Annotated in this window: 17 protein-coding genes and 1 pseudogene; 6 read left to right on the top strand and 12 right to left on the bottom strand. The window is 51.2% G+C overall.

All coding sequences use genetic code 11. The features are described 5' to 3' along the window. Positions 1 to 62 precede the first annotated feature (62 nt). The 3 genes from ADU23_RS13875 to ADU23_RS13865 all read right to left on the bottom strand — a co-directional run bounded on the left by ADU23_RS13875 (position 63) and on the right by ADU23_RS13865 (position 4,799). Complete coding sequence (locus tag ADU23_RS13875) at positions 63 to 1,391, bottom strand: extracellular solute-binding protein (protein ID WP_053374283.1); 1,329 nt, start codon at positions 1,389 to 1,391, stop codon at positions 63 to 65. Between the two features lie 97 nt (positions 1,392 to 1,488). Next, the gene (locus ADU23_RS13870) at positions 1,489 to 3,027 is read right to left on the bottom strand and encodes a helix-turn-helix domain-containing protein (protein WP_053374282.1); all 1,539 of its coding nucleotides are present in this window, start codon (positions 3,025 to 3,027) and stop codon (positions 1,489 to 1,491) included. After that, the gene (locus tag ADU23_RS13865) at positions 3,024 to 4,799 is read right to left on the bottom strand and encodes a cache domain-containing sensor histidine kinase (protein ID WP_053374281.1); all 1,776 of its coding nucleotides are present in this window, start codon (positions 4,797 to 4,799) and stop codon (positions 3,024 to 3,026) included. Before ADU23_RS13865 ends, ADU23_RS13870 begins: the two co-directional genes overlap by 4 nt. Positions 4,800 to 4,961: 162 nt before the next feature. Here ADU23_RS13865 and ADU23_RS13860 point away from each other — a divergent pair, with 162 nt between their 5' ends. From ADU23_RS13860 to ADU23_RS13845, 4 genes are read left to right on the top strand one after another with little or no spacing between them, the layout of a single operon-like run. Further along, positions 4,962 to 5,621 (top strand): helix-turn-helix transcriptional regulator, encoded by a 660-nt coding sequence (locus ADU23_RS13860; RefSeq protein WP_053374280.1) that lies wholly within the window; start codon positions 4,962 to 4,964, stop codon positions 5,619 to 5,621. Continuing rightward, complete coding sequence (locus ADU23_RS13855; RefSeq protein WP_053374279.1) at positions 5,618 to 6,751, top strand: alanine racemase; 1,134 nt, start codon at positions 5,618 to 5,620, stop codon at positions 6,749 to 6,751. The genes ADU23_RS13860 and ADU23_RS13855 overlap by 4 nt, the downstream gene beginning before the upstream one ends. Before the next feature lie 21 nt (positions 6,752 to 6,772). Further along, positions 6,773 to 8,377, top strand: a complete 1,605-nt coding sequence (locus ADU23_RS13850; protein WP_053374278.1) for an N-acyl-D-amino-acid deacylase family protein — start codon at positions 6,773 to 6,775, stop codon at positions 8,375 to 8,377. A gap of 46 nt (positions 8,378 to 8,423) precedes the next feature. Then, complete coding sequence (locus ADU23_RS13845; RefSeq protein ID WP_053374277.1) at positions 8,424 to 8,888, top strand: RidA family protein; 465 nt, start codon at positions 8,424 to 8,426, stop codon at positions 8,886 to 8,888. 380 nt (positions 8,889 to 9,268) lie between these two features. Here the strand turns inward: ADU23_RS13845 and ald are convergent, their stop codons facing one another. The 8 genes from ald to ADU23_RS13805 form a co-directional block, all read right to left on the bottom strand. Further along, a complete protein-coding gene (gene ald / locus ADU23_RS13840) occupies positions 9,269 to 10,396 on the bottom strand; it encodes an alanine dehydrogenase (protein ID WP_053374276.1) in 1,128 nt (375 codons plus the stop codon). A gap of 95 nt (positions 10,397 to 10,491) precedes the next feature. Next, the gene (locus tag ADU23_RS13835) at positions 10,492 to 11,598 is read right to left on the bottom strand and encodes a putative 2-aminoethylphosphonate ABC transporter substrate-binding protein (protein ID WP_053374275.1); all 1,107 of its coding nucleotides are present in this window, start codon (positions 11,596 to 11,598) and stop codon (positions 10,492 to 10,494) included. Between the two features lie 207 nt (positions 11,599 to 11,805). Beyond that, positions 11,806 to 12,591, bottom strand: a complete 786-nt coding sequence (locus ADU23_RS13830; RefSeq protein ID WP_053374274.1) for a DeoR/GlpR family DNA-binding transcription regulator — start codon at positions 12,589 to 12,591, stop codon at positions 11,806 to 11,808. A 55-nt stretch (positions 12,592 to 12,646) separates the two neighbouring features. Continuing rightward, positions 12,647 to 13,834 carry a saccharopine dehydrogenase family protein gene (locus ADU23_RS13825; RefSeq protein WP_053374273.1) on the bottom strand — a complete coding sequence of 396 codons (1,188 nt, stop codon included), beginning with the start codon at positions 13,832 to 13,834 and terminating at the stop codon, positions 12,647 to 12,649. A 13-nt stretch (positions 13,835 to 13,847) separates the two neighbouring features. Continuing rightward, a complete protein-coding gene (gene phnW / locus ADU23_RS13820; protein ID WP_053374272.1) occupies positions 13,848 to 14,978 on the bottom strand; it encodes a 2-aminoethylphosphonate--pyruvate transaminase in 1,131 nt (376 codons plus the stop codon). Then, positions 14,975 to 15,772: a phosphonoacetaldehyde hydrolase gene (gene phnX, locus ADU23_RS13815; RefSeq protein ID WP_053374271.1), complete on the bottom strand. Its 798-nt coding sequence runs from the start codon at positions 15,770 to 15,772 to the stop codon at positions 14,975 to 14,977. Before phnX ends, phnW begins: the two co-directional genes overlap by 4 nt. A 48-nt stretch (positions 15,773 to 15,820) precedes the next feature. Further along, entirely contained in the window at positions 15,821 to 17,533 is a 1,713-nt protein-coding gene (locus tag ADU23_RS13810; RefSeq protein WP_053377623.1) for a putative 2-aminoethylphosphonate ABC transporter permease subunit, read from the bottom strand. 27 nt (positions 17,534 to 17,560) lie between these two features. Further along, positions 17,561 to 18,628: an ABC transporter ATP-binding protein gene (locus ADU23_RS13805; RefSeq protein ID WP_053374270.1), complete on the bottom strand. Its 1,068-nt coding sequence runs from the start codon at positions 18,626 to 18,628 to the stop codon at positions 17,561 to 17,563. Positions 18,629 to 18,883: 255 nt separating this feature from the next. Here ADU23_RS13805 and ADU23_RS13800 point away from each other — a divergent pair, with 255 nt between their 5' ends. Then, positions 18,884 to 19,681 carry an HAD family hydrolase gene (locus ADU23_RS13800; RefSeq protein ID WP_053374269.1) on the top strand — a complete coding sequence of 266 codons (798 nt, stop codon included), beginning with the start codon at positions 18,884 to 18,886 and terminating at the stop codon, positions 19,679 to 19,681. 294 nt (positions 19,682 to 19,975) lie between these two features. Then, entirely contained in the window at positions 19,976 to 23,221 is a 3,246-nt protein-coding gene (locus ADU23_RS13795) for a LamG-like jellyroll fold domain-containing protein (protein WP_053374268.1), read from the top strand. A gap of 131 nt (positions 23,222 to 23,352) precedes the next feature. Here the strand turns inward: ADU23_RS13795 and ADU23_RS34225 are convergent. Further along, positions 23,353 to 23,448 (bottom strand): annotated as a pseudogene (locus ADU23_RS34225) (sporulation protein YjcZ); the annotation flags it as partial. Positions 23,449 to 23,589: the final 141 nt, after the last annotated feature.

The following is a 23,589-nucleotide window of genomic DNA, read 5'->3' as shown; positions in this document are numbered from 1 at the left end:
TTCCACCGGACTATGCTAGGAAATAACCGCTGCCCTTATGTTTTATTAATAAAACCGCTTGATTACTTGCCTAACGCTTTCGCCTGTGCCTCTTGGATTTTTTTGGCTATGTCTTCCGGCTTGCCGCCCATCAGCAGCTCTTGCAGACCGTTGTTTACTGCATCTGCTCCTGCGGAGGTTAGTTTGCCGTCATATACCGGAGTCATCTTCACTTTGTTCACCAGATCATATACTTCGCTGAAGATCGGAGATACTTTGCTCTTATCAAGCTCTGCTTTGTAGCTGACAAGCTGGTTGCTCTCAAGCGTGCGTTTTTGTGCGTCAGGACCGGACATTGCATAGATAAGCTCGAATGCCGCGTCTTTTTTAGCGCCTGTCGCATCTTTGCCAAGACCCATGCCTACGCCAACTACGCCTGATAGGGAGTTAGGGTCGCCTTTGCCGCCAGGAACCGAAGGAAGAACCGTCGCACCCATCGCTTTAAGCGCTTCTTCAGAAGCATTTGATGCTAGATTAGACAATGCCCAGCCGCCGTCGATCATCATTGCCGCTTGTCCTTGGGCAAACATTTGCTCCATTTGCGTGTTGTCGATAGAGTTGAAGCCGTCTTGGAAAGCCCCGGCATTGCCAAGCTGCTGCATGTAAGTTAACGCTTGTACGAACTCAGGATCTGTAAATGCCGCGCCATCTTGGCTAGCTGCCTTCAAGAACCATTCTGTACCCGTTACGCGATCAGCCAATGAGCTGAAAATACTGGATTGGGCCAGCCACGCCGCTTTGTTGCCCAGTGCGATTGGCGTAATTTTCTTTGCTTTCAGCACGCTGATCGCGTTCAGAAGCTCATCCCATGTTTTTGGAACGGTTAGGCCGTTTTGCTCGAGAATCGTTTTGTTATAGTATAGAATCGATGTTGGAGACAAGCCCATTGGAGCGCTGTAGATTTTGCCGTCTACTGTAAAAGCATCGAAGGAGTTCGGCATGAAGCCTTCTTTCCAATCCGGGTGGCTGTCAATCAGTTCATTCACCGGTTGAATGAGTCCGCCAGCGGAAAACTCTTGTGTCATGGAGCCGTTCGATAAAATGAATACATCCGGCATTTCGTCTGCCGCAGCGACCGTTTTGAGACGCGTCTTGTAGCCGTCCGGCGGAATTGCTTGAATATCGAGCGTAATGTTCGGGTGATCAGCCTGGAACTGCTCGATGATCGAGCGCATCGTTTGCGCTCGAAGGTCTTCTCCGGTAAAGTTGTGCCAGAGGCTGAGCTTCACCTTTTCCGCTGCCGGCTCATTGCCGCCCTCGTTCGTCTTGCCGTTATTATTCGTCCCGCCGCATGCTGCCAAAATTGAAATCATAAGAGTGACCATAATCGCGATTGATAATGTTTTCTTCATGTCATGTTTCCTCCTTGATATTTGTCTTACCTCCGAGTATAGGGAAACGAAGTAGACATGGGCAGGGGACAGAACTCAGGAGTAGGGTAGATAAACTTCAGCTTCTCGAACGGTACTCTGAAGGGGTATAGCCTGTACTGCGCTTGAACAGTTGGCTAAAATATTTCATATCCGCATAGCCTACACGGCCCGCTACCTCGCTCACTTTAATCGGCGATTCATCCAGCAGCCGCTTGGCACGTTCCATTCTCATCCGAGTCACGAATTCGATATAAGTCTGGCCCGTCTCCCGTTTGAACACCTCGCTGAAATGATTGGGATTAAGGTGTACATGCTTCGCAACCTGCTGCAATGTCAGCTCCTTGTCCAAGTGGTCGTGGATATAGGCGATTGAACGCTTGATGTAAGGTATTCCTTCCTGTTCTACCGATTCCCGGTACATATCCATTAGCTCGTTCAGCTGTTCAAACAGCGTTTCCGCACGGGTAGCTGTTTGGGAGGACGGGCTCGTGCTATGCGCCAGCTTCACGCCAGATAGCATCGAAGCGTCGCCATACGCGGTGACGACTCGCTCGACCCAGCGATAGGCGGATATTTGAACCGAGTGAAGAAATCTTCGCAGCGATTCCGGCGTCGTGCTCGAATCCTTTAGCTGAAGCTCGATTAGCTTCTGCACCCATTGGCTCAGCTTCGCAGCATCTCCCTCTTGAAATAGAGCGGTCAGCTGCCCTTCTTCCTCCTGCGAGCAGACGGTACGCCCGCCTTGGCGTCCTCTTATATCCTCATAGGAGAGCAGTCCTTCTTCTGCCGTTATTCCTTTGTACAACGACGTATAAGTCGCCTCGGCATAAGAGGCTTTCATTTTGCGCCAATCAGGAACAACCGAGCCTGCCGCAGCAAACAGCTTGCACTTTAGCTTGCGCGAGATTCGGTCAAGCACCCTCGTAATCTGCAAAATATCCCCTCGAGGGCTTTCATGCCTGAGCAAGACGACTAGGCTGTCGTTACGCAGAAGCGCTTCCCCTTCGATCAGCTCGCTGATCATATTGTGAACGGCAAACAGCAGTAAATAGCTATGCCCAGCCGCTTCGCCCCAGCCTTCAGCCGAGATGATAATTGCTTGATAGCAGGACTTCTCGTTCATTCTCAGCTGCGGCAGCAGCTTAGCGGCTTTATCCTCCGATCTGCTGTCCAGCTCCGTGCCTTCTACAAGCCGCTCAAAAAGCCGGTCGCGCAGCTGGTCGCGTTTCAAAGACTCCCATTTTTGCAAAATCCGCTGCTTTGCCCCGTTTACCGCGCGTATAATTTCATCAGGCCGGCTCGTTTTGAGCAAATAATCGCCTGCTCCTTCACGAATCGCTTGCTGCGCGTAGGAAAATTGGTCGTATCCGGTCAAAATAATAACCTCGCAATCAGGCAGAAGACGCCTCGCCTCGCCCGCAAGCTCCAGCCCGCTGCGACCCGTCATTTGAATGTCTGTCAATATGATTTCCGGCTGTTCCTGCTCGATCCGCAGCAGCGCCTCCTCTGCTGACGCGGCAGGCTCGAGCAGCTCATAGCCAAGCTCCGCCCACTTAATAACGGTGCTAAGTCCCGTTCGAATAATGACCTCATCATCTACAATCAACAGCTTCATTCGACTTTTCCTCCCTCGTTTAGCATCGGGACCAAAAAGGACACGCGCGTGCCGATTCTTTCCGTGCTTTCAATGCGAAGACCTGATTCCGTGCCATAATGCAGCTGCAGCCGCTTATGTACGTTGCGCAGTCCGTAGCTGCCGCGTTCCAAGCGCTCACGCTCGCGCTTTCGGTCATCCGGACCATGAAGCTCTTTATAAATAGCAGCCAGCTTCCCGGCATCGATGCCGATGCCCGTATCCTCAACCGCAAAAGCGATATAAGTCCCTTGCTTGTGCGCGGCAACTCTGATTTCGCCGAATTCCGCTTGCTTCTGAATGCCATGGATAAGAGCATTTTCGATTAATGGCTGCAGCAGCAGCTTTAGCATCGTTTGACCCAGCAGCTCTGGATCGATATCTACAGTAAGCTGAAATTTATTCGGAAAACGAATCGATTGAATGTTCGCATAGTGGCCTGCATGCGCCGCCTCCTGCTCAACCGAGCAAAATTCCTCTCCGTTGTTCAAGCTAAACCGCATAAAATCGCTTAGGCTGCCCACCATATCGGCGGTTTTCTCATCCTGATTCATAAGCGCCATCCAATGAATCGAAGACAACGTATTGTACAAAAAATGCGGATTGATTTGCGCCTGAAGCGCGTGCATATCGGCTTCTTTTTTGTAGGATTCCTCCAGCTTCACCTGTTCGGTCAACCCTTCGATCCGCTCGCTCAGCTTATTGTAGCTGCGCACGAGCTGGCCCACCTCATCCATCGATTCCACCGGATACGTTTGCATCGGCTCCTCTGGATTTGAATGCTTCAAAAATTGCGTCAGCATGATGAGCGGATTCGTTACCCTTTGCACGAAATAAAGGACAAGCACGGCGACGAGCAGCACTGAAAAAATAATAACGATCGCCATCAGCTGGAGCACGTAATTGTTTTGCGCTTTGTATTCCGCGAACGGCATGACGCCGGTCAGCCGCCAGCCCACATCCGCTACCGTATCGTAGAGTATCGTCTGCTTATTTTCGCCATTGCCATAATTAAGCGTGCCGGAATTCCCGTGGATCGTAAGCCCTGGAAGCAGCTTCTCCATCGTTGTTGTCGATTCGCTCTTATCGCTGCCGGACAAAACAAGCCCGTCCTGATTGGACAAGACGACGTAGCCGCCCGCCGGAATGCCCGCTTGCATAAGCAGCTGCGCTACCGCCTTTTCGTTCAAGCTGATGACGAGCGTTCCGATTTGTTTAAAGCTGTTCAGACTGCGGATTGGCCTAACTAGCGAGATTACCTGCTTAACTCCCGCAGCCGTGTTCGTCTCGTAGCGGCTCGTCCACCACTTCACTTTGGATTGATAATGCTGAACATCCTGCCCCGTCAGCTCAGCGAGTCCCGTCTCGAAAATCGTCGTATTGGACACGGGATGGGATTGATTTTGAGGATAAATCGTAATATCGGATATATAGGCCTTGGAAAATACGAGGTTTGATAAAAATTCGATCATCTGCGTCTGCTTGACCGCATTTTCGCTAGTGCTGCTTAAATATTGCTGGACGTCTTTTTGCCCGATCAGAAATAGCGACATGTTCTCGATGTCCTGCACAATGAACTCAAGATTCGTGCCCGTTTGACGCAAAATACTTGTGCCTGACTGCTTCGCTTTCTCTTCCGTAGCCGTCGCCGCCATGTTGTAAGCGAACAAACCGAGCGCTAGCAGAGGAATCAGAACCGATAGCAGCAGCAAAAAGGACAGCTTTCTCTTCAACGAGCTGCTGATCCAGCGCATGCTTCATCCCCCTCTTCTGATATCTTATTGTGGATCATAAAACAATAAAAATATCCTATCATACTTTTTTTTAGGTTAACAGATTTTTTGTTTGATTTTTTGCGCGAGTCATAGTACCATGTGGGCAACGAGGCTTTATGGAAGACGGGAGTGTGATCGCAGGTGGAATCGATATCGCAGGAATTAGTCTTTTTGACAGAGATGGCCAAGGGCATTACCGCACAATTCGGAGAACGCTGCGAGGTCGTCGTCCATGACTGGTCGAAGCCGGTGGACAGCACGATCGTCGTCATCGAGAACGGCCATGTAACAGGACGTGAGGTCGGAGATCCGGGAACGAATCTCGGGCTCGAAATTATGCGGGGGACGTCGGAGGGCGACAATCGCCATAATTATGTGACGCAGACAAAGGACGGGCGCATTCTCCGCTCTACCTCCATGTATGTCAAAAATAACGCAGGCAGCATCATTGGAGCGCTGTGCATCAACTTCGATATCACCGATCTGATGATGGCGGAGAAGACGCTCCAATCGCTGACGGCAAGCGGGTTCACGCCGGTTCGGGAATCCTTCGTCAGCAATGTGAACGATTTGCTTGATACGCTTTTGCAAGAGGCACAAGAAACGATTGGCAAGCCGCCGGCGGCTATGACCAAGGAAGACAAAATCAAAATCATTCAATTGCTCGATCAAAAGGGCGCATTTCTCATTAAAAAGTCAGGTGAGAAGGTTTGCAGCTATCTGAGCATTTCTAAATTTACGCTATACAGCTATTTGGAGGAATCCAAAGTCGCTGACGGCGAAGGAGGAACAGTAGAATGAATGACAACTTGAAAGCAGATTTGTATGACGGCCGCGAGCTGGAAACCCCTTGCCTTGTCATCAACAGCAAGCTTGTCGATGCCAATATCGCTGCCATGGCGGAGAAGGTAAAGCCCTTTGGCGTAAAGCTTCGTCCCCATGCCAAAACGCATAAACTGCCGGAAATGGCCGCACGTCAACTCGCTGCCGGAGCCATTGGCATTACCGTTGCAAAAATTTCCGAGGCTGAGGTGATGGCGGGCAGCGGCATTCGTGATATTTTCGTCGCATACCCGATTATCGCAAAATCCAAAATTGAACGTGCCGCACGGCTAAGCCTGTCCGGCATTCGGCTAATCATTGGCGTGGACAGCTTGGAAGGCGCGGAGCGAATTTCCGAGGTAGCTGTCCGCGAAGGCGCTGAGCTAGAGGTGCGCCTTGAGCTGGACACCGGGCTGAAGCGCACCGGCGCAGCAATCGGAACGGCCGTGCAGCTCGCCAAGCAGATCACCGAGCTTGCGGGGATTAAGCTTAGCGGCATCTTCACCTATCGCGGCACGATGGTTGCCGGTGCATCCACGCTCGATGTGAGAGCCGCTGGTCTTGAAGAAGGCCGCTTAATGGCTGATGCCGCGGCTGAACTAAGAAATGCGGGCATTGCGATACAAGATGTGAGCGTCGGCTCCTCGCCTACGTCCGTTGCCGCGGCTGAGGTAGAAGGCGTAACGGAGGTTCGCCCCGGCACTTACATTTATCAAGACCGGATGCAGACTGTTTTTGGCATCACCACTCTTGAAGAATGCGCCGGCGCCGTGCACGTTACAGTCGTCAGCCGTCCTTCGCCGAACCTAATCATTGTTGATGGCGGCAGCAAAACATTTGCTACAGATGTACAGCCAGGCCATGCGCCGCTTAACCTCAAAGGTTTTGGGCACGTCATCGGTGATGCCGATGCGGTGCTAGAGCGAATGAATGAAGAGCATGGCATGATCCATGTGCTGCCTGAATCACCCTATAAGGTGGGCGATATCATTCGCATCATCCCTAATCACATTTGCAGCACTGTCAATTTGCACAACTTCGTCTACATCAAGGAAGAGACAGGCGTGCTGCGCAAAACTTCGGTAGCGGCACGCGGAATGCTCGAATAACGAGAAGAGGAGGATAACAGCATGCTCGATCTAATACTGAAAAACGGCAGAATCGTTGATGGCAGCGGCAATCCTTGGTATAAAGGCGATGTCGGCGTAAAGAATGGCCTTATCGTTGCCATCGGGAGCATCGATCAAGAGGCAGAACGGGTTATTGATGTTGAACGCAAGGTCATCTCCCCCGGCTTCATCGATGGGCACTGCCACTCCGACCTGATGATCATTGATCATCCCCACAGTGAAATTAAGCTGCAGCAAGGCGTAACGACGGAGGTTGTCGGCAACTGCGGGCTTGCACCCGCTCCATTCGTCCGGGATAAAGCAAGCCTGCTGCAAACTTACGTGCAGCCGGTACTCGGCAGCACGACTTGGGAATGGCCGTGGGAAACGGTTGGCCAATATATGGACTTTGTTGGCCGCTCGAACCCTTCCGAGCACATCGCCACCTATGTCGCGCACGGCGCCCTGCGCATCGCGGTCATGGGCTTCGAGAACCGCCCTGCGTCAAAGGACGAGATCGAACGCATGAAATCGCTGCTTGAAGAAGGCCTTCGCGCTGGAGCAATCGGCTTATCGATCGGCCTGTTGTATGCGCCGGGCAGCTATACCTCCCGTGAAGAGCTTGCTGAGCTTTGCAGCGTGCTGCCGAAGTACAACGGCCTGCTCTCCACTCATATTCGCGGAGAAGGCAACAATTTGCTGCCTTCCGTTGCCGAGGTCATTTGGATCGCGGAACGGGCAGGCATCTCGCTTCATATCAGCCATTTGAAGGCAGCAGGGCGCGCCAACTGGGGCAAGGCGCTTGATGCGCTTGAGCTTGTTGAAGCGGCAAGAGCCCGCGGCATGGATGTTACTGTCGATGTATATCCTTACGCTGCCGGCTCCACCACCTTGACCACCGTCCTCCCTCCTTGGGTGCTTGAGGGCGGCATTGATGCAACGCTTGAGGCGTTCCGCGATAAAGCGCTTCGCGCACGCATCAAGGAGGAGCTCAGCCATGAGCAGGATACGTGGGACAACCTCGTATGCTCGACCGGCTGGTCCAGCATTATCATCTCTTCGATGCAGACCGAAGCGAACAAAAGCCTTGAAGGCAAGTCGATTGCCGAGGTTGCCGAGCTTCGCAGCCAGCATCCCATCGATTGCATGATGGATCTTCTGCTCGAGGAGAACGGCCAAATCGCTATCGTCTACTTCCACATGTCGGATGACGATGTGAAGCAGGTTATTGGCTACGAGAAATCGCTAATCGCTTCCGACAGCCTGAACTGCGAGATCGGCAAGCCGCATCCGCGGACGTACGGCACCTTCCCGCGTGTCTTCGCCAAATATGTACGCGAGGACAAAGTGCTTTCTCTAGAGCAAGCGGTTCGCAAGCTGACATCATTCCCTGTCCAGCGCTTTAAGCTTGGCAAACGCGGTTTGCTCGTTCCGGGTTATATCGCTGACATTACCGTGTTCGACCCGGCTGTTATCCAAGATACAGCCACCTTTGAGGAGCCGCGGCAATACCCGTCAGGCATCTCGCAAGTGATCGTCGCCGGCCAGCTTACGCTTGAGAACGGCACGCATACGCATAAGCGTGAAGGCCAGCTCATTCGTGCGCAGCATTGCTGCACGCATTAGCTAACCATTACGATATATATTTTAAATACTAAGGAGCTGTTCTATTATGTCTATTATTGAAAAACGCCTTGCCGAGCTTGGCATTACTTTGCCGGAAACAACAAAACCGAAATTTTCTTACATCCCTGTAAACCAAACCGGAAACCTCATTTACACTTCAGGCTTTGACTGCCGCATCGACGGCGTACTCATGTATGAAGGAAAAGTTGGCTCCGATCTCACGATTGAGCAAGGACAAGAAGCAGCTCGCCAAATCGTAATCAACCTGCTTGCAGCTATGAAAGCTCACCTAGGAGATCTTGACCGCGTCGTGAAAATCGTTAAAATTCTCGGCTTCATCAATAGCGCTCCCGGCTTCGGCGATCAGCCGTACGTGCTTAACGGCGCATCGGATTTGCTAATTGAAGTGTTCGGCGAAAACGGTCGCCATGCCCGTTCCGCTATCGGTACAAGTGACCTTCCCTTCCATACGCCGGTTGAAATTGAGCTTATCGCAGAAGTTCGCGAATAGCATGCCATGCAAAACCCCCAAGGCTCAGGCACTTGGGGGTTTTGAATGCTATTTGAATTAGTGGAAACGCGATTTTACCGATTTACAAGTAAGCTTTGCCGACTAGCACAACCAAGAACGGGAAATAATAACTAGCAGAATGAAAAGTACCAATATAATGCCAAGACCAGTACCTACTCCGCAACTTCCAACGCCAGCAACTGGATAAGCTGGGCCGCAGTTACCTGCGCCAACTCCCCCTACTCCATAGCCCATTTGTTCATCTCCTTTTTTCTAAGGTACAGTATCCTATGATTTCTGGAGGAATGTGTATAGGCTATTGCGATAAATGTGCTCCTGTACATTTTTCTTAAAGCCCACACGTCCTTATGCCCAATCAATCAGCTCGCGAGACTGGCCAAAATCCGCTCAATGCTTTCATAAACCGATTGATGAGCTGCCGCGACCGCGCTGCATGATATTTTGCCATGAATGACGTTTATCCCTCTTGCTAATTCCCTATTGCTTAGCGCCGCCTGCCTATAACCCTTATTCGCAATTTGCAGCGCATAAGGGATGGTTACATTCGTCAACGCAATCGTCGAGGTGCGTGCGACCGCTCCCGGCATATTCGCAACCGCATAATGGACGACGTTATGCTTCAAATAGGTGGGTTCGCTATGGGTCGTAATGCGGTCAATCGTCTGAATGGAGCCGCCTTGATCGATCGCCACGTCAATAATAACCGAGCCAGGCTGCATGCTCTTCACCATTTCCTCTGTCACCAGCACAGGTGCCTTGGCGCCTGGCAGCAGCACCGCTCCGATTAGAAGATCCGCGCTCTTCACAGCGGCGGCTATCGTATAGCTGTTCGACGCCAGCGTCCTCAAACGCCCTTGAAATTGATCGTCCAGCTGCCGCAGCCGGTTCGAATTAATATCGAGCAGCGTCACGTCAGCTCCTAGCCCAACCGCCATCTTCGCCGCGTTGGCTCCGACGATTCCGCCTCCGACAATGACCACCTTGGCAGGCGCTACGCCCGGAACGCCGCCAAGCAGGACGCCCTTGCCGCCTCTAGAGCGCTCAAGAAACTGAGCGCCGATTTGGATCGACATCCGTCCCGCCACCTCGCTCATCGGCACCAGCAGCGGCAGAGAGCCATCCTCGCCTTGAATCGTCTCGTACGCGATGGCTACCACCTTATGCTCGATTAACGCCTTCAGCAGCTCCGGCTCCGCCGCCAGATGCAAATAGGTAAAAAGAATAAGCCCCTCGCGGAAGTATCCGTACTCCTCTGGCAGCGGCTCCTTCACTTTCATGACAAGCTCAGCTTGCCACGCCTCGCTCGCCGTTGCTGCGATGCTCGCTCCTGCCTCCGCGTAATCGGCATCTGTAAATCCGCTTCCGAGTCCCGCTCCCGTCTCCAGCCGCAGCTCATGTCCGGCTTTCACAAACGCGGAGACGCCAGCAGGCGTAATCGCCACTCTATTTTCGTTATTTTTAATTTCCTTCGGAATTCCGATCAGCATTTTCATTTCATCTCCTATTTATTGGGCTCAAACAAAAGCCAAAAAGCTGACAGCAGCCTATGATCTGCTTGTCAGCCTTTCTGCTTAAGTACAGATTATGATTTCGGCTCGCTCTTGCTGTCGTAACGGGTGCTCCACTCGCTAAGCACGCTGTCGCGCTGTTTAGCCGCTTTCTGAAGGTCGTATTTAATCAATTGCTCAATCGGATTTTTAGTATAGCCATCCGGAATGGCGCTTGCATCGCCCTTCACGGCTACGATTGGATAGTTTTTGCTATACTCAGCCATTGCATCGTCCGTAATCGCCCAGTCCAAGAAATCCTGAGCCGCTTTTTTTGTTTTCGCTTTTTTCATCAACGCGTTCGCTTCTACATCCCAGCCTGAGCCTTCCGTAGGGAAAACCACTTCTACAGGAGAGCCGTCGTTTTTCTCTTTGATGCCGCGGTAGCCAAAGGAGATTCCGATTGGATATTCGCCTGTTCCTGCCATTTTTGCCGGCTTCGAGCCTGAATGCGTGTAAATGCCGATATTTTCATGAAGCTTGTCCAGGTACTCCCATGCTTTGTCTGCTCCAAGCAGCTGCTGCAGGCCAGATACGGTAAGGAAGCCTGTACCAGAGGATGCCGGGTTAGGCATTGTAATTAGACCTTTATATTCCGGCTTCAGCAAATCCTCGTAGGATTGCGGCACTGCCAGACCTTTTTTGTCCAGCTCGACCGTATTGGCGATAATCGCCGTTTCCCATGCATCGATGCCTACCCAGTGCTCGGGGCTTGCGCTGTCTTTGAACTCAGGTTGAATGCGGTCAACGCCGGCCGGCGAATATGGCTCAAGCATGCTGTTTTGGTCAAGGACAAGGAGGCTTGTTGCGGCAACGCCCCATACGACGTCAGCCTGCGGATTATCCTTCTCGGCTAGCAGCTTAGCGGTAATGATGCCCGTTGAATCACGGACGATGTTCAATTTGATGTCAGGGTGCTTTTCATTATAGGTTTTCAAATATTCCTTGATCAGGTCATCCTCAAGCGCGGTATAGACGGTAAGCTCCTTGCTCTCCGTATCGAGAGCTGATTCTGTTGCCTTCGGCGAGTTTCCGGATGCGTTGCCCCCTGCATTGCCCGCGCTGCCATTGCTTCCGCATGCAGATAAAATCGTTGTGACGATAACCATCGTACTCAATAGCAGAAACCAGCTTCTTTTCATTTTTTTCTCTCCCTTTGGATGTTCTTCTTCTCTAGTTCTACTATATGCTTGTTTGTTTAACGCACTGTAAAATACAAGTAAATAAATTGTTTTGTTTTACGTTTCTTCGTTTTAGTTGTGTTTTTACTTGCGATTAGATGCAGTTCGCTAGATATAAAAAGAACCTTTAAGCCAGTGATAGACTTAAAGGTTCCGTATTTGCAATCCCTATTCCGCTACGATCCAGTGCACATCCTGGTCATCCAGCTTGGAGCGCCAAGCCGGCGGAGGCGCCACATCGCTAATAATCATATCAATCTCTTTGAAATCGGCTATCTTGTAATAATGGCTCGTGCCTATCTTCGTATAATCGGCTAACACGATCGTTTGCTTAGCCTGCTTCATGAACGTTCTTGCAAGCACGCCGCGATCATCCTCGTAGCTCGTTATGCCGCTGTCGATCTGCAAGCCGTCCGCGACGATAAATGCCTTGTCCACGTTGAAATTAGACATGAACTCCATCGCCAGCGTCCCCGAGGTACGGTAATGCTTCGGATTAATACGACCTCCGATCAGCACGATTTCGCCGTCGAATATGTTGCGGTTCTTGTAGCCGATCAGCAAATTCAAGGTATAGACGGACGTCACGAGCACGGTCAGCTGTTTCTTGTAAACGAGCGAATCAATCATTTGCAGCGTAGTGGTACCGTCATCGATGACGACAACGTCTTTATCCTGAATTAGGGAAGCGGCAGCCCGGCCAATCATTCTTTTCTCCTCGGCCTGCTGCACCTCGCGCCGAACGTACGCCGGCTCTTCCCTCTCCACGTTAATTTTTATGGCGCCGCCATAAACCCGCTTAAGCTTGAGCTCATCCTCCAGCTCCTCCAAATAGCGGCGGATCGTTTCCGATGATACATCAAGCGCCTGCACGAGCTCAGGCGTACGAACCTTGCCTTTCAGTTGCAGCATATTAATGATGATCTGCTTCCGTTCTTCTCCGGCTAGCGACATCGCGATATCCCCTTCATCTTCAGCTTAGGCTTCCGTTATAATTAATAACCGTATTCTAGCGTACTTCTTGTAAACTCTCAATCTTTTCGTGTACGAAAATACCGCGCCTGCTTAATTGCTCAAATATAACGCTTGGCTCAAAAGCTTCTTCCGGCGATAGAATGCCCGTGCGATCCTTGCAAATCATCTGTCCGCTTGCGATCAGCTCCGTCGCAATCGCTAGCGGAATGCCTACATTCCGGGTATAGGCACGGAGCTGCTCCCAGCCTTCAACCGAGCCATCCGACGCCGGATGCGTATGCGTAAGCGTATGCCTGCAAGCTTCCCCGGTCTGAGCGGAAATGCCTGTTACTTCAATATGCAGGGAATAACCGTATAGCTCCGTCTCATGGCCCTCCCGCGATTCGAACAAATATTGTCCGACCGCATCCATGATGCCAACTTGCCGATCCCCGATTTTAATGCGGTCATTGCGCAGAAATCCATATTCGAATAACGCATGGACAAGCCTCATATTAGGCTGCGGCCACGTTCCGCGCACCTCGACTAATTGTACTCCCTTGCTCTCAAGCGACTTTGCCAGCGTCCGCGTCTCTGCGTGGGGAATGATATATTGAATGGATTTGCCATAAGGCTCCGGCAGCTCGATTTCCCGCGGGCGCGCGAACGGCTCCACCTGAATGAACTGTCCCTTCTCGTACACGACGCGACCCGGCAGCTCCGGGTCATATTCGTAAACAGTCGTTTCCGCGATCGACTTGGAGAACGCAATCGGACGGTAGGAGCCATGGCTGACCCGCACCTCATGCACTTCGCTCAGCTGATTCGCCGCATGCATAGCCATCATCTGCGTGACGCCTGGCGTCATCCCGAAGCCGGGCAAGCAGACTTTGCCGTTTTGGACAAAAAAGTCGTGGCTGGCATCCTCTTCGCCAAAGCCGTTCAAATTAATGCCGTGGCAGCCCGCTTCCGCAATACAAGCCGTTGACAAACCGTTTAATGTAATCGTCGTTCCATCCATTACGATGTCGTAGCCCCGAAGCTGTTCAACGGTAGCCGCATGGTTATGCACGTTAACTTGAACCGCGTTCACGCGCGGATCATCCAGTGAAGCAGCAAGCTGCTCCGCAGCCTCCAAATTGAAATCGCCAATCGTGATGATCTCGAATGCGGAGTACTCGACGAGATCACGTACAGCTTCCATACATATCCGGCCTGCGCCGCCTAGGCAAAACACTTTCATCTTCGTCACCCTCCTATTTCTCGATACAAAATCTTTTGATCACCGCAACAAGCCGGTTCATATCCTGCGGATGGACATCTCCGATGCTCCCGATTCGGAAAGTAGGCTCCGAGGTCAGCTTGCCCGGATACAGCACGAACCCTTCCTTCTTCAAGCTCGCATAAAAGGTTTCAAACGAGAAGCTGCTGCTCGGGTAACGAAAAGCGGTGATGACCGGCGACTGCCACTTGCGAGGCAGCAGCGCGGAGAAACCAGCTTCCTCCATGCCCTCGGTCAATACCCGCTGGTTGCTGCTATAGCGCTCTTGCCGAGCGCCGATGCCGCCTTCAAGCTCCAGCTCTTTTAGCGCTTGATCGAATGCTCTCACGACATGCGTTGGCGATGTATAACGCCATTTGCTATTGGAGCGCTCCATCATATCCCATTGGTCGTACAGATCAAGCGATAAGGAACGCGCATGGTCCTTGCACGCCGCAATCGCATCGCGTCGTGCGACGACAAACCCAAAGCCCGGAACGCCTTGAATGCATTTGTTGCTGCTGCTGATCAAGAAATCAATGCCTAGCTCGTGCATGTCCAGCGCTACGCCGCCAAAGCTGCTCATCGCGTCAACGATAAATATCATTTTCCGGCGTTTGACCACCTCGGCAATTTCCCGCAGCGGATTTAGAATGCCTGTCGTCGTCTCGCAATGGACAATGGCTGCATGCGTAATGGAAGTATCGTCTTGCAGCGCTTGCTCGAATTGCTCCGGATCAATTGGGCTGCGCTCGTCGAAGCGCACAACGGCAACCGGGATGCCGAGCACCTCGGCGATTTGCACGATTCGCTCGCCATATGCGCCGTTAACCGCAATCGCCAGTTTCCCGCCCTGCTTAGGCAGCGCCGTTCCAATGGCCGCTTCCACGCTGAACGTCCCGCTTCCTTGCATCAAGACGGCGGTATAATCATCCGCTGCCGCCGGAGCAGCGAGCTGCGCCAGCCTCTCCCGAATGGACGCGACGAGCCGGTTATACTCCTCGTCCCACGTGCACCAGTCCTTCATCATCGCTTCCTTCACGCTGCGGGTCGTCGTCAAAGGACCCGGCGTTAATAGTAGATATGGATTTTCGGTTATGGCAATGGCTTCATTTGATAATTTCATGGACGCTCCCCCGCTTGCATTCTTTCGTTGATATGTGCAATTACGCCATCCAGCTCCCCGATCTCGCGAATAATGAAATGAGCTCCCGCTTGCGTCAAGCGATCCGACACTTCAACGAAGAGCCTCTCCTTCTCCCCCGCCGATAGAGCATCGGTCTCCGCTTGCGTTAGGCCGATTTCATTCCCGCCAAAAATAACGCCTACCGACCACACGCCTGCATTTCTCCCTTCCCGCATATCCGCTTCGGTATCGCCGCATTTGACGATATCGCTCATCGGATAGGTGCCGAGCACTTCTGCGTTGCGGTAAATCATCCACGGATACGGCCTGCCTTCAGCCGCCTCATCCGGCGTTACCGTATGGTCAGGCGAATAACCCTGCATCGCCGCTTCCGGCGCAATAATATCCATCATCGGGCGCGTGTAGCCCGTCGTTGTCCCAATCTTAATGCCCTGCTCCCGCAATCTAGCGATCAGCGCAAGCGCGCCCGGCACCGGAGTTGCATATTCGTGAAGAATCGAGAACAGCATCGGCTCGAACTTTTCATACATTTCGTCGATATCGCGCTCGCTTGGCGCGCTTCCAAACTTCGCCTGCCAAGCGGCAGCTACGCCCGAATCTGAGCAAATGTCGCGCAAATGATCCTTCTTCATCCGTCCCATCGGCTTCCGTATCGCTTGGAAGGACGCTTCAATCCCTTTTTCCTCGAACAATCGGCGAAAAGCTTCAACAGGAGCAAAGCTGCCGTAATCCACTACCGTACCTGCCCAATCCAAAATGACTGTTTTTATCATGATTAATAGCCTCCATTGTTAGTTGTTTGGTTTTTCTAAAAAGCTGCCTTATCGCTTCTGCCAAGCCGACATTTTGCGGCGCAGCCTCGATGTTCCCGTTTCATAGAGGAAGCGAACGACTACATTGAGGAGCACCACGAGTACGGACATTGCTGCGGCTGCTGCCGTATCTCCCGCATCATCCATGCTTACGATCGATACCGACGCGAGCCGCAAATCCGAAGCGTATAGGAAGACCAGCGCGGACACCGTGACCATCGCATTTACGAAAAAGTAAACCGCCATCTCCAAAATAGCCGGCAGCGATAACGGCACCGTAATGCGGGTGAACGTGCGCAGCTTCGAGACATTCATAGACTCCGAGACGTTGTCGAACTCCTTGTCGAGCATTTTCAAAGTAGCTGTCGCCGTCATGAACGGAACCGAATAAAAGTGCACGACATTAGCCAAAACAAGGATGATCATCGTCCCGTATATAAAGTGGAACGGGTTCGCCGGATGGTTAAAGAAATAAATAAAAGATAACCCAATAACGAGACCCGGAAGCGCCAGCGGCAGAATGGACAGGAAATATGCCGCTTGCCTAACCGGACGGTATACACGCCCATTTTCGATTAAGTATGCGAACATGAAGGTTACGAGCGTGCCGATAACGGCTGTCCACGCCGCCATCTCGATGCTGTTCCAGAACGGATCGAACCCGCCCGCCGCCGCATTTGAGAAATCGAAGTTGCTCCAAGTAAATGACATGTCATACGGCCACTTCTTCACGACAGAGGCGAGTATGACCGCTCCCATCATCAGCAAAATCAAGGCTGACAAAATAATCGCGTAAGCATAAGACCCTACATTGCGAAGCCGGCTCGGCTTCACGGAATAAGGAACGGACTTTGATGTGACATAAGCCTGCTGCTTCCGCGTGACGATTCGGTCCACGACGAAGGCGATAATGGCGGGTATCGTCAGCACGATGCCGACCACCGCGCCCATGGACATATTTTGCTGGCCGACTACCTGCTTGAAAATATCGGTTGCCAGCACGTTAAACTGTCCGCCAACGACCTTCGGCGCGCCAAAATCCGTAAAGCTAAGCGTAAAGCAAATGACCACCGCGCTGAGCAGCGCGTATTTTACGGACGGCAGCGTGATCGTTACCATTTTGCGAAGGCCGCTCGCTCCCATTGAATCCGCTGCCTCGTATAAGCGATAGTCGCTGATCGCTAAGCCTGCGCACAATATTAGAAACGCCTGCGGGAATGTGTAGATGACCTCCGAAATAATGATGCCCGTTGATCCATAAAGCGGAATTCGCCATTCGAATGGCAGCAGACCGAACAATCCGGTAGAAATCAGCCCTTGGTGGCCGAACAAATACGTAAGGGCAATCCCGTGCATCATCGTCGGCGCAAACAAAGGGAGCATCGCGAGCGCCTTGAAAAACGACTTCCCTTTTATATTCGTTCGCGTCAATACGTAGGCTAGTCCAAAGGCTAGCGGAACAGCGATTGCCGTAGTAGCCGCCGATACCGTGACCGTATTCAGCATCGATTGAATAAGCGATCTGGATTGCAGATAGGTTGCAAAATTCGTTAAGCCGACCAGATTGCCTTCGGAATCAACAAATGCCTGCTTAAACATCGACAGCAGCGGCAGCACAATAACGGTAATCAGAGCAAGCAGAAGAATGATCAGCATCAGCTTCATCAGCCAGTTGCTCTCCAGCCTGCTTCTTTTGTTTTTCTTCATCCACGCCAAAGACATAGCCTCATTTGATTTCACCTTCATCCGCTACACCTCTACGATCGCAGCGCCTGCCGCCGGATAGTGAAGCATACGCTCCTGCGGCAAATGAAGATGAAGCAGCTTGTTGCGCGACCATTCGAACCGGTTAGCCGTTTGCGCTGAAATATCAACCGTCACGTGAATGTCGGTAAGCTTGCCGGATTCATTCGCCATCTGGAGGCTGACACGGTAGAAAGCGCCCCGAAACTCCACATGCTGCACGAATCCCCTTATCCCTCCGTCCATATGATGAGAAGCTAAGTTTTGCTGCTCATCGATTTGGATATGCTCCGGCCTGATCGCAAGCAAACCGTTCGGATCAGAACCGCTCCACCTCGTCGTTCCCGCCGGGAAAAAGTTAATCGCCCCGATAAAGTCAGCGACAAACGGCGTATTCGGTTTATCATAAACCTCTTGCGGCGTGCCGATTTGGACGACGCGCCCATGATCCATGACGACGATTTGATCCGCCATCGTCAGCGCTTCCTCCTGGTCATGAGTCACCATAACCGTCGTAATGCCCAGCCGCTCTTGCAGCTCGCAAAGCTGCTCGCGCAGCTTCTCCCTCACCTTCGCATCCAGCGCGGACAGCGGCTCATCAAGCAGCAAAACGTCAGGCGACAACGCTATTGCTCTCGCAAGCGCGACGCGCTGCTGCTGGCCTCCTGAGAGCTGAGCAGGATATCGGTCTCTAACCGCAGTTAGCCCGATAAGCTCAAGCATCTCCTTCACGCGCTCTTCGATTTGGCGCTTCGGCTGCTTGCCTTTAAGCCCATAACCAATGTTCTCGCTGACATTCAAATTCGGAAACAGCGCATAGGATTGGAAGACGATGCCAAAGTTGCGTTTGGCTGTAGGCTGCATCGTAATATCTTTTCCCTCTAGCATAACCGTGCCTGTATCCGTCTGTTCAAGACCTGCTATAATACGAAGCAAGGTCGTCTTGCCGCAGCCGCTTGGGCCTAATAGACAAGTGAACTTGCCTTTTGGAATATGCACACTGACATCATGGAGCGCTTGAAAGCTGCCGAATGTCTTGCGAATACCGCTAATCGCCAATCCTTCATTTCTCATCCTCATTCTCCTTGTATCCTCGTTTTCAAGCATCAAGTACAATATCATTAAGTTGCTGCATTACTTTGATTACCTAGTTGTATTCTAAAATAGTTTTGTTAACTACATGTCAAAAACAAGTAAATATTGTGTGTTTAATTGTTTTAATATTGATTTAGTTGTTTTTATAGGCAAGAATATGATTATATAAAACAATTAGCTTGTTTTTACGTTTCTTTCTAAAAACCAACCAAACAAAGGACTGATTCCACGCTCATGAATACCATTATTTTCGACTTGGACAATACGCTTATATGGGATGAAAAAAGTACCGACGAAGCGCTTGATGCGACATGCAAGATTGCGGAGCTAGCGGAAAGCTCTGATTCCGCGTTGCTTAAGCAAGCTGTCATAAGCCAAGCTCATGCTTTATTCAGAGAGCTGGAGGATCACGCATATCTGGAAAATATTGAAGTAACGGCGATGGAAGCGCTGTGGGCACGCTTCGACGACGGGGCTGCGCCGGAGCTCCAGCGGATGCGGGAAGCCGCACCATTTTACCGCAAGCAGGCATGGGAGAATGGATTAAAGCAGTTGGGCGTCGATAACGAGGAGCTGGCTGCTAAGCTTGCGGATACCTTTCCGGCAGAGAGGCGGAAGCGTCCCTATATATATGAAGATACTTTTCAGGCGCTGCGCTCCTTACATACTCGCTATCCGCTCATGCTGCTCACGAACGGTACGCCGGATTTGCAGAAAGAGAAGTTATTTGGCGTGAGCGGCCTATCTTCTTTTTTCACTCATATTGTGATTTCGGGCGAGGTGGGCTGCGGCAAGCCTGCTCCTAAGATCTTCGAGCATTGCATGGAGCTTGCGGGACTGAGCGCTGATGCGTGTTTAATGGTCGGGGACAATGTGTTTACCGATATTTTGGGGGCAAGCCGGAGTGGAATGGCAAGCGCTTGGCTCAATCGCTCAGGGCAGCCGCTGCCAAGCAACGCCGTACAGCCAACCTTCGAAATAAAGTCGCTCCTCGAAATTGAATCGCTGCTCCCCCTTGCGCCCATCGGCTAATAACGAATGTGAGGCTGTGCCCCGTCATGATGACGAGGCGCAGCCTTTTTTTTGTAAATTCTTCATATCCCGATTACACCTGATTAACAACACAACTTTATGATAAAAGAGAAACAAAAACACATAAAAACAATTAATTACATAATTATTAGACATCATTTTATTTGTTTTTAATCCTCGTGTGGAAAGGACGATGGTATTTGCCGCAATGAAAAATAGGTATGGCTGCTGAACCTAGTCCTCGTCTTGCCCGCTCAACAATAAAAACCATTTTAAAACAGGAGGTTACGATTCATGAAATTTAAGATGAAAAAAGCATTCGCAACTACGCTTGCCGCCGTTACGCTTATATCCGCTGCAGGTGGATTCGTGCCGCTCAGCCAGACCGCTTTTGCAGCGGTAGTACATGCAGACCTTCATGCAAAATTCAGTTTTGAAAACAATGCTGCAGACGCATCCGGCAGCAATATCTCCGCTACCGTAGTCGGTGCTCCTGCTTATGTTCCCGGACGAATTGGACAAGCGCTATCCCTCAACTCTACTAGTGCAAATAAACAATATATCAATCTAGGCAAACCGTCGCAGCTGCAATTCGGAGCGGATAAAAGCTTCAGCTTCTCCTTCTGGGTCAAATCGCCCGGTGTAGCTTCCGATCCGTCGATTCTATCCAATAAAGATTGGAACAGCGGCGCAAACGTAGGTTATAACCTCTCGTTTAAGACGGATAAGGGACTGAGATGGAATTACAACACGGCAGGCGGAAGCCGCATTGATGCCGACATTCCAAACGTAGCTAACGGAAGCTGGCATCATATCGTCGTCTCGCATGACCGCACGGTCGGCCGGGTCGATTTTTACAAGGATGGCGTGCCGGTAGCAGTCTCTACAGCAAACGGAACCAAATACAACAATATTGCCAGCGCAATCAACATTTCCGGCCGCACGGGCACGATTGACTCCGGTTTATCGACGATGATCGGCAATGACGGCACAGGCAATTATTCCGCAGCTTTGGAAGCGCAGCTCGATGATCTGATGATTATGAATCGCGCGGTTACCGCCGAGGAGGTTACGGAGCTCTTTAACAGCGCGCCTCCCATTGTAGTAAGCGATAAATTCAACGGTACTTTGAGCTTCGTCGGCGCGACGCAGTCAGCGTCTGGCACCGAATTCCGGGAAAACCTCGACCTGCGCACGCCGACGATGACAAGCGCGATCGACAGGGCAACCGTAGAGATTACCTATGACAGCAGCAGATTTACATTCTCCCGCGCTCCTAAGGCAACCAAAGCCGATGCTTCAACACCGGGCGTAGTTAAGCTTGAGCTCCCCGCGGGCAGCGTATATAACAAAACAAATCCACTAGAATTTGCGACATCCATGCTGTCTGATGTTTACTTTTTTGCGAAGGATGTGAGCGGACAAGGCACTATTCAGGTGACCTCCGCTGACTTCTACATGGGAGGAAACAAATACACGAAAGAAACGTTAAACACGCCTGCGCAGACGGTGCAGATCCACACTAAAGCCATAGAGGATATCAATAAAGACAGCCATATTACGATCGGCGATGTTGCTTTGGCGCAAGGAAAATCCGTACAAGAGCTGACGGCCATCGCCGACAAAGCAAAATATATGCCTTATAAGCGAGTTGTCGTTATCGGCATCGACGGCGCCGGCATTTCCGTATCGAAGGATGCCCCTTACTGGGAAACGGCCAGCTCCGTGAAGGAAACCGTAGGCAATCGCCTTGATTTGCCTGCATTGCGCGGCATTATCGAGAAAGGCGCTGCTACTTATTCCGCCATTACGACTCTGCCAACCGTCTCGTCCCCTAACTGGGGCGCTATGATAAACGGCGTCGACTACAGCAAGCATCAGATCGACAACACGATCAGCGGAATGAATACATACAGCGAAACGTCGCCGTATCCGTCCGTTTTCAAAAAGCTAAGGGAACAATTTCCGCAAACAAAGCTTGCAGCCTTCACCACTTGGTCCAACATTATAACTGGACATATCGAGCCATCGCTTGGCGTTGAAGGCTACTCTGCCAGCGATAAAGCGAACGTCAATGCTTTTGCGCAATACGCGGCAAACGATCGGGCCTACGATGCGTCGCTAATCTTTTTCCAACTGGATGATGTGGATGGCGTCGGGCACTCGCTCGGATTTTACACCAAAGAGTATTACGCAAAGCTCATGGAGACCGATAAGCTCGTCAAAATCATCTATGACTCGTTAAGCAGTAAAAACCTGCTGGATGATACGCTGATTCTCATGACCGCCGATCATGGCGGAGGCACCGAAAACGCAGACCATACATTAGGCAGCGCTACCGCACACGGGCAAGACTCGCTGCTCGCCAAAACGGTGTTTATTGCGGCGAATGGCCGGACGATTGCTACGGATGTAGGCAAAGAAAAGCTTCTGCAAGGAGGAACAACAAAGGATATCGCGGCAACCGTTCTTGCTGCGCTTGAGGTCGATGCGCCAATTGGTGACTCCAAAACAGTCGATGGCATGTTTGTTCCTCAGAAGGAGCAAAACAAGCCGGATGCGCCCAACCTTCAATTAACCAAAGTCGTTGCTCCTTCATCAAAGGAGTTAAAAGGGTATGAGCTTGCGGTCAGCAATCTCGGCTCGAATGCAAAAGCGCTTGATATTGAACTTGAGACGAATGAGCTAAACATTCAATCCATCTCTCCCATTCAGGCTGGCGTTACCGTACTGCGCAATGAAACCGTGAATGGCAAAACAAGAATCGTGCTCTCATCGGATTCTGTTATTTTGCAAGGCCAACCCATCGTTCGAATCGTGACGCAGTCTCAGAACGCGGCCGCATCAGCAGCGCTTTACCATGCAATGGTTGCGAATGCGCAAGGAAAGGAATCGCTGCCGAACTTTACTTCAGCCGTAAAAGAAGAGGATAACGAAGCAGCCGGTCCGACCGCTGTTTTGGAGGGAAGCGCATCTGTCGTTTCCGGGTCAACTTTTACGATGAATCTAGCATTAAATCAGTTGACTGACAGCATTTATGCGCAGGATCTTTCATTCAGCTACGACCCGAATGAATTCGAATATGTATCCAGCCGTTCCTTGCTGAACAAGGTACAAATCGTGAACTCGGTTCATGATAATAAGGGGAAAATACGACTGATTCTCGCAAGCGAAGGGGCAGAGAATGCCATTACCGGCAGCAAAAAAATCGTGGAGCTTACCTTTAAAGCAAAGGATACAGAGCGCGCTGTTACGGGTAAGGTTACGGCTGAGCCTATTGTTTTGTCAAACGGAGAGACTGAAGTAACTGCTGCTCCGCATAGTTTAAGCATCCAAGTATCGCCAAAAACAGTAACAAACCCTGCTGACCAGAACCAAGACGGCAAAGTGAGCGTCACGGATCTTGCCATTATCGTTAAGCATTACGGCAAGCAAGCAGGGGCTGCTGATTGGGAGCAAATTAAGAGCGCCGACATCAATAAAGATGGCGCAATCGACCTATTGGATCTCATTTTGGTCGCTCGTACCATTGTAGAGTAATCGTAAGCTGCAGCTTGTCCATAAGGTTCACATATAACATCCCCGCGGCTCTCGCCTGCGGGGATGTTATTATGGTTTCAGTTAGTGGAAATACGCACGGATCAAACTGCCAGTTAGCTCAGTCTTGGCGATTACAGCCAAGAACGCGATATAATGACAAGTAGGATAAAGAGAACGAGAATAAATCCAATGCTTGAGAATCCGCCGTTGCCGCAATTACTTACGCCTGCAACTGGATAAGGTGCGCAGTTTCCAGGTCCTACGTTAGCACCTGCAACTCCTCCATAGCTCATGTGTTCATCTCCTTTTTGTTAACTTACACAGTATCCTATGGATTCAGGGTGAAATGTGTATGGGCTTTTGGAGGA

This window comes from Paenibacillus sp. FJAT-27812, from assembly GCF_001273905.1.
Lineage (GTDB): Bacteria > Bacillota > Bacilli > Paenibacillales > Paenibacillaceae > Pristimantibacillus.
This window is presented reverse-complemented; position numbering and strand designations above follow the sequence as displayed.

Coding starts and splice junctions, on each gene's coding strand:
- ald (WP_053374276.1), bottom strand. CDS start 10,396: ATGCTGATCGGAATTCCGAAGGAAATTAAAAATAACGAAAATAGAGTG.
- ADU23_RS13865 (WP_053374281.1), bottom strand. CDS start 4,799: ATGCGCTGGATCAGCAGCTCGTTGAAGAGAAAGCTGTCCTTTTTGCTG.
- phnX (WP_053374271.1), bottom strand. CDS start 15,772: ATGATAAAAACAGTCATTTTGGATTGGGCAGGTACGGTAGTGGATTAC.
- ADU23_RS13835 (WP_053374275.1), bottom strand. CDS start 11,598: ATGAAAAGAAGCTGGTTTCTGCTATTGAGTACGATGGTTATCGTCACA.
- ADU23_RS13875 (WP_053374283.1), bottom strand. CDS start 1,391: ATGAAGAAAACATTATCAATCGCGATTATGGTCACTCTTATGATTTCA.
- ADU23_RS13830 (WP_053374274.1), bottom strand. CDS start 12,591: ATGTCGCTAGCCGGAGAAGAACGGAAGCAGATCATCATTAATATGCTG.
- ADU23_RS13795 (WP_053374268.1), top strand. CDS start 19,976: ATGAAATTTAAGATGAAAAAAGCATTCGCAACTACGCTTGCCGCCGTT.
- ADU23_RS13800 (WP_053374269.1), top strand. CDS start 18,884: ATGAATACCATTATTTTCGACTTGGACAATACGCTTATATGGGATGAA.
- ADU23_RS13845 (WP_053374277.1), top strand. CDS start 8,424: ATGTCTATTATTGAAAAACGCCTTGCCGAGCTTGGCATTACTTTGCCG.
- phnW (WP_053374272.1), bottom strand. CDS start 14,978: ATGAAATTATCAAATGAAGCCATTGCCATAACCGAAAATCCATATCTA.
- ADU23_RS13805 (WP_053374270.1), bottom strand. CDS start 18,628: ATGAGAAATGAAGGATTGGCGATTAGCGGTATTCGCAAGACATTCGGC.
- ADU23_RS13810 (WP_053377623.1), bottom strand. CDS start 17,533: ATGTCTTTGGCGTGGATGAAGAAAAACAAAAGAAGCAGGCTGGAGAGC.
- ADU23_RS13870 (WP_053374282.1), bottom strand. CDS start 3,027: ATGAAGCTGTTGATTGTAGATGATGAGGTCATTATTCGAACGGGACTT.
- ADU23_RS13850 (WP_053374278.1), top strand. CDS start 6,773: ATGCTCGATCTAATACTGAAAAACGGCAGAATCGTTGATGGCAGCGGC.
- ADU23_RS13855 (WP_053374279.1), top strand. CDS start 5,618: ATGAATGACAACTTGAAAGCAGATTTGTATGACGGCCGCGAGCTGGAA.
- ADU23_RS13825 (WP_053374273.1), bottom strand. CDS start 13,834: ATGAAAGTGTTTTGCCTAGGCGGCGCAGGCCGGATATGTATGGAAGCT.